The following is a 12,209-nucleotide window of genomic DNA, read 5'->3' as shown; positions in this document are numbered from 1 at the left end:
TTTGGAGCTCTGCCCGCCACCCATGCCAGCCATCCAGCGATCGCTCAGACGGAGCCTGTTTCTCTGCCTGCTGGCCGTCAATGCACCGGCAGGGGCAGATACCGGCTCGAACTCGGCCTGGCAGTGCCAGCCGGCAGCAGGGAAAAAAGGTGGCTGGGAATGCCAGGTCGCACCCGGTGGCGGCCCAGGTGGTCAGCCCTACCACCAGACCTACCCGGACGCCTACGCCCGGCCCGCGGCGCAGACCACCGGGGACACCTTTGAGCCGCAGTGGCAGTGCGAACCCGGTCCCGGTGAAGCGCGCGCCTGGGACTGCCAGCGCCGCCCGTTGAGCGCCGGCGAGACCGCGATCCAAGCGCACGGCCCGCTGCTGCCCTTCGCCGATCTCGACTGGTACCCCAACCCCGGCGGCGTCGATCCACAAACCCATTGTGACGGCGCCTATATTCAACCGGCCTTCGACTTCGAAGACGCCACCCAGGCCCCCTCCGAGCAGGCGATTCACGTCGAAGCCGGCCAGGCCCGGACCCAGGACAGCACCCAGACCGAGCTCGCCGGCGGCATCTACCTGCGCCAGGGCAACAACCAGTTGCGCAGCCAGTCGGCGCTGCTTGAGCACGACCAGCAGCGCGCCCAGGCCAACGGCCTGGTGCAGTTCCGCGCCCCCGGCACCCTGATTCTCGGCGACAGCGCCCAGGTCGACCTGGAAGCCAAGACCACCGCGATGAAAAACGCACGCTTCGTGTTTCATCCGCAGCACCTGCGCGGAAGCGCCGCACGGGTGGTCACCCGCGCCGACGGCATCGTGGAAATCAGCGACGGCGCCTATACCCGTTGCGAACCCGGCAACGACTCCTGGATGATCCACGGCAGCAAGATCGTACTCGACAAGGAGGTGGGGTTCGGCTCGGCGCGCCATGCCACCCTGCGGATCGGCGGCGTTCCCGTACTCTACGTACCGGTCATCCACTTTCCCATCGACGACCGCCGCAAGTCGGGCTTTTTAAACCCCAGCATCGCCCACACCACCGAAAACGGCCTGGATGTGGCGGCGCCCTACTACTTCAACCTGGCGCCCAATTACGACGACACCCTGACACCGCGGGTCATCGCCCGGCGAGGCCTGATGCTCGAGAACGAGTTCCGCTACCTGGGTGCAAACGGCCGCTACGAGCTGAGCACGGCGTATCTGGCCGACGACGACCTGCGCGGCGAGGACCGCTGGGCGCTGGGGCTGGACCACAGCGGCAGGCCGGCGCCGGGCTGGTCAAGCCGCATCAACTACAACAAGGTCAGTGACAACGACTACTTTGACGAGCTGGACACCGACCTCAACATTGCCCGCGACACCCACCTGGACCAACTGGCCCAGCTCCAGTATCAAGGCCGCAGCTGGCAGGCCCTGGCCCGCCTGCAGGATTACCAGACCATCAGCAGCACCGCCGCCCTGCCCTACCGCAAGGTGCCCGAACTACGCCTGAACGGCAGCCCCGACAGCCTGCCGCTGCAGTGGCGTTATATGGCCGAGTTTACCGAGTTTGACCGCGACCCCAGCGGCTTCAGCGGCATCGCGCGCATCACCGGCCGGCGCCTGCACCTGGAGACCACCCTGGAGCGCCCCTACAGCTGGCCCTGGGCCTTCTTCAACCCCCGCCTGCGCCTGACCCACACCCGCTACCAGCTGGACAACCAGCCGGCGGGCAACAGCGAAAACCCCGACCGCACCCTGCCCCTGGCCAGTCTCGACGGGGGGCTCTTCTTCGAACGCGACCTCTCTTTCAACAACCGCTCCTATATCCAAACCCTGGAGCCGCGACTGTTCTATTTATATGTGCCGTTCCGGGATCAGAGCGAACTGCCCGACTTCGACTCCTCGGAGCTGACCTTCAGCTACAGCCAACTGTTCCGCGACAACCGCTTCAGCGGCCTGGACAGGATCGGCGACACCAACCAGGTGACGCTGGGCCTCACCAGTCGGGTCCTGCAAGCCGACGGTGCCGAGCGGATCCGAGCCAGCCTGGGGCAGATCGTTTACCTGGAGGACCGCGACGTGCGGCTGGACCCGGCAGCGGACCGCCTGATCGACGAACGCTCCCGGCTTGCCGCCGAAGCCCTGTGGAACCTGAGTGACAATTTGCGTCTGAGCGCCGACGGCGAATGGAGCCAGGACCTCAAAGAGAACCGCGAGCGAAACTTCAAGCTGCGTTACCAGTCAGATATCGATCACCAGCTGAACCTGAGCTACCGGTACGCTGAAGACACCCTGGACCAGGCCGATTTTTCCGCCATCTGGCCGCTGAACGCCCGCTGGAGCCTGCTGGCCCGCTGGCTGCAGGACCGGCAAAACGACGAAGCCCTGGACCAGATCGCCGGGCTTGAGTACGAGAACTGCTGCTGGCGCGTCCGCACCCTCTACCGACGCTGGATCGACGACGACGAGGACCGGGAGAATCGCGGCCTCTACCTGCAATTCATTCTGAAGGGGCTCGGCACCATCGGCACGCGGGCGAGCGGCGACCAGGGCCCCAAAGCCAAGTATTTCCTGGAAGAGATTTCCGGTTTCCAAGAGCGCGAGGATTATGACAACTAAGCTTTTTTCCACTGTTCGCCGGCTGCTGGCGCTGAGCCTGTGCTGGACCGCCCTGAGCGCCCAGGCCGAGGAGGTGCAGCTTGATCGCATGGTGGCCGTGGTGGACAACGACGTGATCATGGCCTCGGAGCTGGACCGGCGCACGGAAGTGGTCCGCGAGCAGTTGCGCCAGCGCGGCACCCGCCTGCCGCCGGAAGACGCTCTGCGCCGCCAGGTGCTGGACAAGCTGATCCTGGACCGGCTGCAGCTGCAACAGGCCGAGCAGAACGGCCTGGCCATCACCGAGCAGGCGCTCGATAGCACCCTGGAGCGCATCGCCGCCAGCAACGGCCTGAGCCTGCCCGCCTTCAAGGCCGAGCTCGAAGCGTCCGGCCAGAACTACCGCGAGGTGCGCGAGCAGATCCGCAGCGAGATGCTCATCACCCAGGTGCGCGAGCGGCTGGTCAACCGGCGCATCCAGATCTCCGACCAGGAGGTGGAGAGTTTCCTGGCCTCGGAGCAGGGGCGAGAGCAGGCCCTGCCTGACGTGCGCCTCTCCCACATCATGCTGCCGTTGCCCCGCGAGGCCGGCCCCGAGGCCGTCGAGGCCGTTGAGGCCCGCGCCATGCGGACCTACCGCGAGCTCGAGGCCGGGGCTGATTTCGCCGAAACCGCGGTCGCCGTCTCCAAGGCGGCCAATGCCCTGGAGGGGGGGGACCTGGGCTGGCGCAACCTCGCGGAGTTGCCCGAGACCGTCGCCGAAGCCGCCAAGGAGCTCAAGCCCGGCGAAATCACCCGCCCCGTGCGCATGGGCGGCGGCTTCCACATCCTCAAGCTGGTGGACCGCCGCGGCGGTGCCGTGCGCCTGGTAGAGCAGACGAAAGCCCGCCATATACTCATCAGCCCCAGCGAAATCCGCACCGACGCCCAGGCCCGTCAGCTAGCCCAGGACCTGCACCGGCGCCTGCAGGCCGGAGAAGAGTTTGCCGCGCTGGCCAAGGAGTTCAGCGACGACGTCGGCAGCGGCAGCATCGGCGGCGACCTGGGCTGGATTCTACCCGGACAGATGGTCCCGGCCTTTGAAGCGCAGCTGGCGCAGACCGCCGTGGGCGAGCTCAGCGAGCCCTTCAAGAGCCGCTTTGGGTGGCACATCCTCGAGGTTCAGGACAAGCGCGAAAAGGACCTGGGGGAGGACCTGCTCGCCAACGAAGCCCGCGAGGCGATTCGCAAGCGCAAGTTTGCCGAAGAGCTGAACAACTGGCTGAACGAGCTCCGCTCCCAGGCCTACCTCGAGCTCAAGCTGTGACCGCAAAGCCCCTTCCCCGCATTGCCCTGACCCCGGGCGAGCCCGCGGGCCTCGGCCCGGACCTCTGCGTGCGCCTGGCCCAGCAGCGCCAGGCCGCCCAGGTAGTGGCTCTGGCCGACCCCCAACTGCTCGAAGCCCGCGCCCGGCAGCTCGGACTGCCGCTTCGTCTGCGCCCCTTCGCACCGGGCCAGCCGGCGCAAGCCGCCCAGGCGGGCGAGCTGTGGGTGCAGGCCATCCCCGCCGCGACACCCGCAACGGCAGGCCAGCTGGACCCGCGCAACGCCCCCTACGTGCTCGAGACCCTCGCCCAGGCCGTCGACGGCTGCCTGGCGGGTACTTTTGACGCGCTGGTCACAGGCCCCGTGCACAAGGGGGTGATCAACGAAGCCGGCGTCGCCTTCAGCGGCCATACCGAATTCCTGCAGGCACGCACCCATACCGAGCAGGTGGTGATGATGCTGGCCAGTGACGCCCTGCGCGTCGCCCTGGTCACCACCCACCTGCCCCTGGCCCAGGTGGCCGAAGCCATTACGGCCGAACGTCTGGCGCGGGTATGCCGGGTGCTCAACCGCGACCTGATCCGCTACTTCGGTCTGTCACGGCCTAAGATTCGGGTGTGCGGGCTCAACCCCCACGCCGGCGAAGGTGGCCACCTGGGCCGCGAGGAGCTGGAAATCATCACCCCTACCCTTGAAGCGCTCCGCAGCGAAGGGCTGGACCTGGCCGGGCCGCTGCCCGCCGACACCCTGTTCACCCCCCGCCAGCTCGAGGGTGCCGATGCGGTACTGGCGATGTATCATGACCAGGGGCTGCCGGTGCTCAAGTACCAGGGCTTCGGTCGGGCGGTCAATATCACCCTGGGGCTGCCAATCATCCGCACCTCGGTGGACCACGGCACCGCCCTGGACCTGGCCGGCACCGGCCAGGGGGACCCCGGCAGTCTGGAAACGGCACTGCGTCACGCGGTGATGATGGCCGAAAACCGTCAATCGACAACCTAGGAGCGGCATGAAACATCCCGTTGGACACCGGGCGCGCAAGCGCTTCGGCCAGAATTTTTTGCAGGATGAGCATGTCATCCGACGCATCATCCGCAGCATCCACCCACAACCCGGCCAGCACCTGGTGGAGATCGGCCCCGGCCTGGGCGCGCTGACCGAGGAGCTGCTGGAGGCCTGCGGCGAACTGGACGTGGTGGAGCTGGACCGGGACCTGATCCCGGTACTGCGAACCCAGTTTTTTCGCTACGAAGAGCGTTTTCGCATTCACCAGGCCGACGCCCTCAAGTTCGACTTCACCCAGCTGGCCGAGGACAGCCGGCCGCTGCGGATCGTCGGTAACTTGCCCTACAACATCTCCACGCCCCTGATCTTTCACCTGCTGAGCCACAGCGGGCTGATCGAGGACATGCACTTTATGCTGCAAAAAGAGGTGGTCGACCGGCTGGCGGCCCAGCCCGGGGAGAGCGCCTACGGTCGCCTGGGGATCATGGCCCAGTACCGCTGCCGGGTGGAGCCCCTGTTTGTGGTCAGCCCCCATGCCTTCCACCCCCAGCCCAAGGTGGATTCGGCCATCGTGCGCCTGGTCCCCTATGCCGATCTTCCCCTCAAGGCACGAAATGAAGCGGACCTGGAGCAGCTGGTAAGGGCCGCCTTCAGCATGCGGCGCAAGACCCTGCGCAACAACCTCAAGCCGCTGCTGCCGGCGGCCGAAATCGAAGCGCTGAATATCGACCCCGGAATCCGCCCCGAGCGCCTGAGCCTGGAGTCGTTCGTGGCCCTGGCCGACGCATTCAGCCGCCACAAGGAGTCTGACACGCGATGAGCGCCACCGAACACCGCGAGAGCATCGACATCGAAGTCCAGACCCACTACCTGGACGAACAATCGGACCCGGACAACAAGCGGTTCGTGTTTTCCTACAACATCACCATCACCAATGGCGACAGCGAACCGGTGCAACTGCTCACCCGCCACTGGATCATCACCGATGGCGACCGCCATGTGCAGGAGGTCGAAGGCCAGGGCGTGGTCGGCGAGCAACCCGTGATCCAGCCCGGCGCCAGCTACAGCTACACCAGCGGCACCGTCATCTCCACCGAGGTCGGCAGCATGACCGGGTACTACGGCATGCGCACCGCCGGTGGCGAGCACTTCCGCGCCCAGGTGCCGGCCTTCACCCTCGCCCTGCCCCACGCACTGCACTGAGGGGCCCTCATGGCGACCTATGCCATCGGCGACCTGCAAGGCTGCTACCGCGAACTGCGCCGGCTGCTGGACCATGTACGCTTCAGTGACGCCGACCGGCTCTGGCTCTGCGGCGACCTGGTGAACCGCGGCCCCCAGTCCCTGGAGGTGCTGCGCTTTGTCCGTTCGCTGGGCGAGCGGGCCACGGTGGTCCTCGGCAACCATGACCTGCATCTGCTGGCCGTCGCCTGGCGCGGAGAAAAGAAAAACCGCAAGGACACCCTGGACGGCATCCTGACCGCGCCCGACCGGGACGAGCTGCTGCACTGGCTACGCCATCAGCCGCTGTTCCACCATGACGCCGAGTGCGGCTACGCCATGGCCCACGCCGGGGTGCCGCCGGCCTGGACCCTGGAACAGGCCGGCGACTACGCAGCGGAGGTGGAGACGGTGCTTCGCGCCCGTGATGAAGCCCTCCTACGGGACTATTTCGGCCACATGTACGGCAACGAGCCGGCCCGCTGGGACGACAGCCTGGACGGCTGGCCGCGCCTGCGCCTGATCACCAACTACCTGACGCGCATGCGCTTTTGCGATGCCGACAGCACCCTTGAGTTGACCACCAAGACCGGCCCCCAGGCGCCCCCGCCCGGCTTCGCCCCCTGGTACAGCCTTACCGGCCGCCGTGACCCCGGCACCCGGCTATTGTTCGGCCACTGGGCGTCCCTGGAAGGGCGCGCCAGCGCCGCCGGCGTCTACGCCCTGGATACCGGCTGTGTCTGGGGCGGTCCGCTCACCGCGCTGCGCCTGGAAGACCAGGCGCGTTTTTGCGTCGAAAGCCCCGGCTACGCCTGACCCTTCTGCGAGGAGACGTTTATGGAGCAGTTTCAACTGATCGACCCCGATGCAGCCAAGGCCCTGCTGGACGCCGGCGCCGCCCTGGCCGATATCCGCGATGAAGAGAGTTTCGCCCGTGGCCACATTCGCGGCGCCCAGCACCTGGGCAACCACAACCTGCAGGAATTTATCGACCGCAACGACCTCGACCTGCCGCTGATCGTCTGCTGCTACCACGGCAACAGCAGCCAGCCGGCCGCCCAGTACCTGTTTGAGCGCGGTTTCGAGGCCGTCTACAGCCTCAACGGAGGCTATGAGATCTGGCAGACGCGCTACCCCGAAACCTGCGACACCGGCACCCCGTGAAAACCTACCTCGTGGGAGGCGCGGTACGCGACCGCCTGCTTGACTACCCGGTCTACGACCGGGACTGGCTGGTGGTCGGGGCGACGGTGGAGGAGATGCAGGCCCAGGGCTTTGTGCCGGTGGGCAAGGACTTCCCGGTCTTTCTCCACCCCAAGACCAAAGAGGAGTATGCCCTGGCACGTACCGAGCGCAAGGCCGGCCGGGGCTACAAGGGCTTTGAGTTTTTTGCCAGTCCGGACGTCACCCTGGAAGAGGACCTGCTGCGCCGGGATCTGACCATCAACGCCATGGCGGAGGACCCGGACGGTCAGATCATCGATCCCTACGGCGGCCGCGAAGACCTGGCGGCGCGTCGCCTGCGCCACGTTTCCCCGGCCTTCAGCGAAGACCCCCTGCGCGTGCTCCGGGTGGCCCGCTTTGCCGCCCGCTTTGCCCACCTAGGCTTCACCATCGCCGCCGAAACTCAGGCCCTGATGAGCCGGATTGCCCACAGTGGGGAGCTGCAGGAGCTGACCCGCGAGCGGGTGTGGCAGGAGCTGGAACGCGCCCTCTGCGAACCCTCGCCGGGGGTGTTCTTTGACTGCCTTCACCGCTGCGGCGCGCTGGCCGAGTTAATGCCCGAACTGGACGCCATCCTCGCCGGCGACCTTGGAGACAGCGCCCTGGCCGCACTGGAGCGGGCCTGCGCCCTGCACGCACCGGCCCCCACGCGCCTGGCGGTGTTCTGCTTCTTCGCCGAAGAGGCGTCGCAACGCCTGCCGGCCATGCTGGAGCGGCTGCGCGCGCCCCGTGTCTTTCAGGACGCGGTGCTGCTCCTGGCCGAGCTGGGGGCCACCCTGCTACAGCGCCCCCCCCTCGACGCAGAAGCGCTGCTCATACTCTACGAACGGCTCGACCTTTCCCGCCGCCCGGAGCGATTAGCGCCCTTTTTGCTTGCCTGCCGCGCCCTGGCGGGCCTCGATGAAGCGCTGCCGTTTGCCGCCGGCGAGCGCTTTCAGAGAGCCGTCGCCGCCATTGAAGCCGTCGAGCCGCGAGCGCTGGTCGCCGAAGGCTTCAAGGGCAAAAATCTGGGCAGCGAACTGCGCCGGCGACGCCTGCTGACTCTGGAAGAACAGACTCTGGAAGAAGCGCCCCTGAAGGAGCCGGCCCGTGACTGAGCCCCGCGTGGTGCTGATTACCGGCGCCGCCCGCCGTATCGGCGCGGCTATCGCCGAACGCCTTCACCGCCGAGGCTACCGGGTTTTGATCCACTACCGCGGCAGCCGACAGGCGGCGGAGTCGTTGAGCGAACGCCTCAACAGCAAACGGGCCAACAGCGCCCGGACCCTGCAGGCCGATCTGGTGGACACGACCCAGGTGCTTCAACTGGCCGAGGCGGCCACAGACTGCTGGGGGCGCCTCGACGGACTGGTCAACAACGCATCCGATTTCTACCCCACTCCCCTGGGCTCGGCCTCCGAAGAGGCCTGGGAGCAGCTGCTGGGGTCCAACCTCAAAGCGCCCTTCTTCCTCAGCCAGGCGCTGGCGCCGGCCCTGAGTGAACAACAGGGAGCCATCGTCAACATCGCCGACGTAAACAGCGAACGAGGGCTGCCCGGGTTTCCCATCTACAGCAGCGCCAAGGCGGGGCTCGGCGGACTGACCCGGGCCCTGGCCACGGAGCTCGCCCCAAGGGTGCGGGTCAACGCCGTCGCCCCCGGACCGATCCTGCCGCCGGAGGGCGCCGCCGCCCGCGATGCAGAAGCCGAACAGGCAACGCTGGGGCGCACCCTGCTCGGCCGGTACGGGAATCCCCGGGACATCGCAGAAGCAGTCGCCTACCTGCTCGAAGCCGGTTACGTAACGGGGCAGATCCTGGCGGTTGACGGCGGCAAGTCGATCACCTGAGGTTGCACGGTCCCTCGACGCGAGGCCCTAACGGCTGTCTTCCAGCCTGGACAGTTCCCGCCCGCGCCAGGCAAAGGAGACCGGTCGCAGTTTTTGCTTTCCGCGCTCAAAATCGGCCCATAGATCGGCATAGCTGCGGCCCAGCTCCGGGTGGTGCTCAGCCGGCGCGATCTCGGCCAGAGGCCAGAGCACAAAGGCGTTGTAGGTGATCTCCGCGCGCGGCAGGTGACCGCCTTCGAAGGCGCCGATATAGTCGCCGTAGCTCAGGATATCGATATCCAGGGTACGGGAGCTGAATTTGACGGCCTGGCGGCAGCGGTCGTTGTCGTGCTCGATCTCCCGCAGACGACGGTACAGGGCGTCGACCGGGAGATCGGTTGAGAGCCCGACGGCAAGATTGTAGAAAGGATCCCCCTCGAACCCCACCGCCTCGCTCTCGAACACGCTGGAGATCTGTAACGGGCCGAAGTCGTCGGCGAGGCGATCCAGGGCGCGGGTGATATAGTGACAGCGGTCGATATTGCTGCCCAAGCTCAGGTACACCGTGACCATCAGGGACGGGCGCCCCGCTCGATAATCACCCCCACATCCTCGGCCCCGGTCACCGCCCCGGGCTTGCCCAGGCGCAGTCGCAGCCAGGGCACCGGAAATTCCCGCAATACCAGTTCGGCAATCGACTCGGCCATGGTTTCCACCAGCTGGAACTCGCTCTCGCCGATAAACGCGGCCAGGCGCTTGGAAACGGTCTTGTAGTTGAGGGTCTGTTCGATATCCTCGCTGGCGGCGGCGGCGCGGATATCGGTGCCCATCTCCAGGTCCAGCACCACGCGCTGGCGAATGCGCCGCTCCCAGTCGTAGATGCCGATAACTGTCTCCACCTCCAGCCCTTTTACGTAAACGATATCCATTCTGTTGTCCCTTTACTGGGCGGTGGTTTACTTCCCCCCGCCGCTTCTGCTAAAACCCTAGTTACCCTACTCCCCAAAGGCTCGGAAGCCTCCCATGACCGGCACATTTCAGTCAACTGCGCCGCTTCTGGCATGCGGAGCCTATCTTCTGGGATCGGTCTCCAGCGCCGTCCTCGTCTGCCGCCTGCTGGGACTGCAGGACCCCAGGCGGCAGGGCTCGCTCAACCCCGGCGCCACCAATGTCCTGCGGATCGGCGGCTACCGCGCCGCCATCCTCACCCTGGCCGGGGATATGGCCAAGGGCTTTGTGCCGGTGGCCCTGGCACTGGCCTGGAACCTGCCACCCCACTGGGTGGGACTGATCGGCCTTGCCGCCCTCTGCGGCCACCTGATGCCGCTGTTCTTCGGCTTTCGAGGGGGAAAAGGCGTGGCGACCATGCTCGGCGTTTGCCTGGCGCTGAATCCGCTCATGGGGTTACTGCAGATCACCGGCTGGCTGCTGCTGGCGCTGCGCTTTCGGATCTCCTCCCTGGCGGCGCTGACCATGGCGTTGATCACGCCGGTGCTTGGTTACTGGCTGGCGCCGGATTACCTGCCCTACCTGGGGGTGGCCTGCTTGGCCCTGCTGTGGCGCCACCGGCGCAATATCCTGGACCTGCGGCGGGGGCGGGAAAACCGTCTCTAGCCCGCCGCCACCGGCTGCAACTCGTTCAACGGCCAGCGCGGACGCGCCCGAATCCTCAGGTCGTCCTGCTCACCGGCCAGCAGCCGCTGACAACCGGCATAGGCGATCATCGCGCCGTTATCGGTGCAAAACCGCGGCCGGGCGTAAAACAGTTTCGCCCCTTCCCGCGCCACCGCTGCCTCAAGGCGCTCACGCAGCATCTGATTAGCGCTGACCCCGCCCGCGATCACCAGTTGCTTGAACCCGGTCTGCTGCAGCGCGCGACGGCATTTGATTGCCAGGGTATCCACCACCGCTTCCTGGAATGCCAGGGCAATATCAGCACGGTCCTGCTCCGCCAGCTCGCCCTGCGCATCGCGCAGGCCATCAGCCGTGTTGAGGGTAAAGGTCTTGAGGCCACTGAAGCTGAAATCGAGCCCCGGGCGATCGGTCATCGGGCGCGGGAAGCGGAACCGCCCCGCGGTGCCCCGCTCGGCCAGCTTGGCGATCAGGGGGCCGCCGGGGTAATCCAGCCCCAGCATCTTGGCGGCCTTATCAAAGGCTTCGCCGGCGGCATCATCCAGGGATTCCCCCAACAGGCGATAGGCGCCGAGCCCTGTCACCTCCACCAGCTGGGTGTGACCGCCGGAGACCAGCAACGCCACGAAGGGAAACGCCGGCGGCGTCTCCTCCAGCATGGGCGCCAGCAGGTGCCCCTCCATGTGATGCACCCCCAGTACCGGCACACCCCAGGCGTACCCCAGGCCCCGGGCCAGGGACGCGCCCACCATCAAGGCCCCGATCAGGCCGGGCCCTGCTGTGTAGGCAATGGCGTCCACCTCCTTTTCAGTCACCCCTGCCTCCTGCAGGACCTCGCGGATCAAAGGCAGCAGCTTACGAATATGGTCCCGGGATGCCAGTTCCGGCACCACGCCGCCGTACTCGGCATGCATCGCCACCTGGCTGTACAGGGCGTCGGCCAGCAACCCCCGATCACTGTCGTACAGGGCCACACCGGTTTCGTCACAGGAGGTCTCTATCCCCAGAACACGCATCGCCAACTACACTCCCACTGGAAACTGGAAAAAGCCGCATCATACCAGAGTCCCTCCCGAGGGTTTACAGTTGATGGGCGCTGCGAGTAGAATACGCCGCCTGTTTTGTTTTTTGGCTAAAAAACAGGCAGCAAACGTTTATCTAAGTAAACGCACCAACCAAAGGTAACCAAGGTAACTTCAATGCCACATGTAAAAGTACGTGACAGCGAGCCTTTTGACATTGCTCTGCGTCGCTTCAAGCGTTCCTGCGAAAAAGCCGGCGTTCTCGCCGAAGTCCGTCGTCGTGAGTTCTACGAGAAGCCCACGTCCGTTCGCAAGCGCAAGGCAGCCGCAGCGGTCAAGCGTCACGCCAAGAAGGTCCAGCGCGAGCAGCGCCGCCACGTGCGCCTGTACTAAGCAGACCTTTTACTGAATTCACGGTTACCGGA

At 66.2% G+C, this 12,209-nt stretch carries 14 protein-coding genes; 11 read left to right on the top strand and 3 right to left on the bottom strand.

Annotated elements, in window-relative coordinates:
• Positions 1-22: 22 nt before the first annotated feature.
• Genes JGZ97_RS15630 through JGZ97_RS15590 form a run of 9 tightly spaced genes read left to right on the top strand, consistent with a single transcriptional unit; the run spans position 23 to position 9,151 of the window.
• Complete coding sequence (locus JGZ97_RS15630; protein ID WP_207063631.1) at positions 23-2,590, top strand: LPS-assembly protein LptD; 2,568 nt, start codon at positions 23-25, stop codon at positions 2,588-2,590.
• Positions 2,580-3,875 (top strand): peptidylprolyl isomerase, encoded by a 1,296-nt coding sequence (locus JGZ97_RS15625; RefSeq protein WP_207063630.1) that lies wholly within the window; start codon positions 2,580-2,582, stop codon positions 3,873-3,875. The genes JGZ97_RS15630 and JGZ97_RS15625 overlap by 11 nt, the downstream gene beginning before the upstream one ends.
• Positions 3,872-4,876, top strand: a complete 1,005-nt coding sequence (gene pdxA / locus JGZ97_RS15620) for a 4-hydroxythreonine-4-phosphate dehydrogenase PdxA (protein ID WP_207063629.1) — start codon at positions 3,872-3,874, stop codon at positions 4,874-4,876. The genes JGZ97_RS15625 and pdxA overlap by 4 nt, the downstream gene beginning before the upstream one ends.
• A 7-nt stretch (positions 4,877-4,883) precedes the next feature.
• On the top strand, positions 4,884-5,699 hold the full coding sequence (rsmA, locus tag JGZ97_RS15615) for a 16S rRNA (adenine(1518)-N(6)/adenine(1519)-N(6))-dimethyltransferase RsmA (RefSeq protein WP_207063628.1): 816 nt from the start codon (positions 4,884-4,886) through the stop codon (positions 5,697-5,699).
• Complete coding sequence (gene apaG, locus JGZ97_RS15610; protein WP_207063627.1) at positions 5,696-6,082, top strand: Co2+/Mg2+ efflux protein ApaG; 387 nt, start codon at positions 5,696-5,698, stop codon at positions 6,080-6,082. Before rsmA ends, apaG begins: the two co-directional genes overlap by 4 nt.
• Before the next feature lie 9 nt (positions 6,083-6,091).
• Positions 6,092-6,916, top strand: coding sequence for a symmetrical bis(5'-nucleosyl)-tetraphosphatase (locus tag JGZ97_RS15605; RefSeq protein WP_207063626.1), 825 nt, complete (start codon positions 6,092-6,094; stop codon positions 6,914-6,916).
• A gap of 21 nt (positions 6,917-6,937) precedes the next feature.
• Entirely contained in the window at positions 6,938-7,264 is a 327-nt protein-coding gene (gene glpE, locus JGZ97_RS15600; protein WP_207063625.1) for a thiosulfate sulfurtransferase GlpE, read from the top strand.
• The gene (locus JGZ97_RS15595; protein WP_207063624.1) at positions 7,261-8,421 is read left to right on the top strand and encodes a hypothetical protein; all 1,161 of its coding nucleotides are present in this window, start codon (positions 7,261-7,263) and stop codon (positions 8,419-8,421) included. Before glpE ends, JGZ97_RS15595 begins: the two co-directional genes overlap by 4 nt.
• Complete coding sequence (locus JGZ97_RS15590) at positions 8,414-9,151, top strand: pteridine reductase (RefSeq protein ID WP_207063623.1); 738 nt, start codon at positions 8,414-8,416, stop codon at positions 9,149-9,151. Before JGZ97_RS15595 ends, JGZ97_RS15590 begins: the two co-directional genes overlap by 8 nt.
• A gap of 27 nt (positions 9,152-9,178) precedes the next feature.
• Here JGZ97_RS15590 and folK read toward each other — a convergent pair whose 3' ends face one another.
• Complete coding sequence (folK, locus tag JGZ97_RS15585; RefSeq protein ID WP_207063622.1) at positions 9,179-9,703, bottom strand: 2-amino-4-hydroxy-6-hydroxymethyldihydropteridine diphosphokinase; 525 nt, start codon at positions 9,701-9,703, stop codon at positions 9,179-9,181.
• Entirely contained in the window at positions 9,703-10,059 is a 357-nt protein-coding gene (folB, locus tag JGZ97_RS15580; RefSeq protein WP_207063621.1) for a dihydroneopterin aldolase, read from the bottom strand. Before folB ends, folK begins: the two co-directional genes overlap by 1 nt.
• A 94-nt stretch (positions 10,060-10,153) precedes the next feature.
• On the opposite strand from folB, the gene plsY reads away from it, so the two are divergent.
• Positions 10,154-10,744 (top strand): glycerol-3-phosphate 1-O-acyltransferase PlsY, encoded by a 591-nt coding sequence (gene plsY, locus JGZ97_RS15575; RefSeq protein WP_207063620.1) that lies wholly within the window; start codon positions 10,154-10,156, stop codon positions 10,742-10,744.
• Here the strand turns inward: plsY and tsaD are convergent.
• Entirely contained in the window at positions 10,741-11,778 is a 1,038-nt protein-coding gene (tsaD, locus tag JGZ97_RS15570; protein WP_207063679.1) for a tRNA (adenosine(37)-N6)-threonylcarbamoyltransferase complex transferase subunit TsaD, read from the bottom strand. The two genes, plsY and tsaD, sit on opposite strands and share 4 nt — an antisense overlap.
• A 183-nt stretch (positions 11,779-11,961) precedes the next feature.
• Here tsaD and rpsU point away from each other — a divergent pair, with 183 nt between their 5' ends.
• Positions 11,962-12,177, top strand: a complete 216-nt coding sequence (gene rpsU / locus JGZ97_RS15565; protein WP_207063619.1) for a 30S ribosomal protein S21 — start codon at positions 11,962-11,964, stop codon at positions 12,175-12,177.
• Positions 12,178-12,209: the final 32 nt, after the last annotated feature.

The sequence above is a fragment of the Motiliproteus sp. SC1-56 genome, assembly GCF_017309075.1.
Taxonomy (GTDB): domain Bacteria; phylum Pseudomonadota; class Gammaproteobacteria; order Pseudomonadales; family Balneatricaceae; genus Motiliproteus.
The sequence above is the reverse complement of the archived record's forward strand: the minus strand, read 5'-3'. Positions and strand labels throughout refer to the sequence as shown.